This is a genomic window from Kitasatospora sp. NPDC057512, assembly GCF_042802135.1.
In the GTDB taxonomy this organism is placed as follows: Bacteria; Actinomycetota; Actinomycetes; order Streptomycetales; family Streptomycetaceae; genus Kitasatospora.
The window spans coordinates 1-1,265 of sequence record NZ_JBHVET010001251.1 but is presented as its reverse complement, the minus strand read 5'-3'; the positions used below and the strand labels follow the sequence as shown (position 1 = coordinate 1,265).

General features: G+C 75.4%; 1 protein-coding gene. It reads right to left on the bottom strand.

Annotated elements, in window-relative coordinates:
* Nucleotides 1-1,265, bottom strand: a 1,265-nt coding sequence (locus ACFU6K_RS39275) for a sensor histidine kinase (RefSeq protein WP_380671504.1), incomplete at both ends; no start/stop codon positions are given.

Sequence of the window (1,265 nt, the reverse complement as noted above, 5' to 3'; positions counted from 1 at the left end):
GGAGCGGGGCGCGCGGCCCCGCCGAAGCCGCCCCGGGGCATCATCGGGCGGCTCCGCCGGCGCTGCGGCAGGCCGTTGGGCGTCCACTCGGTCACGATCACCTCGTCGTCCCCGGCGCCCGGGCCGGAGGGCCCCCACGGGTTGGTCGAGCCGTAGGACGGCCCGACGCCGGCCGAGGTCGTCCGGGTGCCCCAGGGGCGGCCCGCGGCCGCGTGCCGGGGCGGGTTCGGGGGCAGTGGGCGGGGGCCGGAGAAGGCGCCGATGCCGTGCGCCCGCCCGGTCGGCGGCGCGGTGGTGAGCAGTTCCTGCGGCACGACCAGCACCGCCCGCACGCCGCCGTACGCGGAGCGGCGCAGCGAGATCTGGAAGCCGTACGCCTGGCAGAGCCGGCCGACGATGGCGAAGCCCAGCCGGGGGGACTCGGTGAGGTCGTCGAAGTCCTTGGAGACCATCGCCTCGCGGATCGAGCGCTCGGCGCGGAACCGGGCCTCGTCGGTGAGGCCGAGGCCGCCGTCCTCGATCTCGATTGCCATCCCGCTCTGCACCTCGGAGGCGCTCAGGTGCACGTGGGTGTGCGGCGGGGAGTAGCGGGTGGCGTTGTCGAGCAGCTCGGCGACGGCGTGGATCAGCGGCTCGACGGCCGGTCCGGTGACGGAGATCTGGGCCACCGGGTGCAGGTCCACCCGCTGGTACTCCAGGATCCGGGACATGCCGCCGCGCAGCACGCTGTAGAGCGCGATCGGACGGGTCCACTGGCGGCCGGGGCGGGCGCCGGACAGGACGGCGATGCTGTCGGCCAGGCGGCCGCTCAGCGCGTTGCCGTGGTCCAGGCGCAGCAGGTCGTCGAAGACCGCCGGGTCGTTGCCGTGCCGGTCCTCCATCTCCCGCAGGTCCTTGGCCTGCCGGTGGATGATGGCCTGGACCCGGCGGGCGATGTTGACGAAGGCCCGCTCGGCCGAGTCGCGCCGGCTGACCTCGTCGTCGACGGCCTTGGCGACGGCCTCGGTGACGGCCACCAGCGAGCGGCGGAACCGTGGCGAGACGGGCGCCTCGCTCTCCTCGAACGGGCGGGTCAGGACGTCGAAGGAGTACCCGTACCGGGCCCCGGCGACCACCCTGCGCATCTCCACCCGGGCGAGCCGGTCCAGCTCGTCCTCCTGCCCGGCCAACCTGCGTTGCCACTCCTCCACCTGCCGGGCGTGCAGGTCACGGGAATCGCTCAGGGCCCGCCCCCGGCGGGCCGACTCGGCGGCCACCACGGCCAC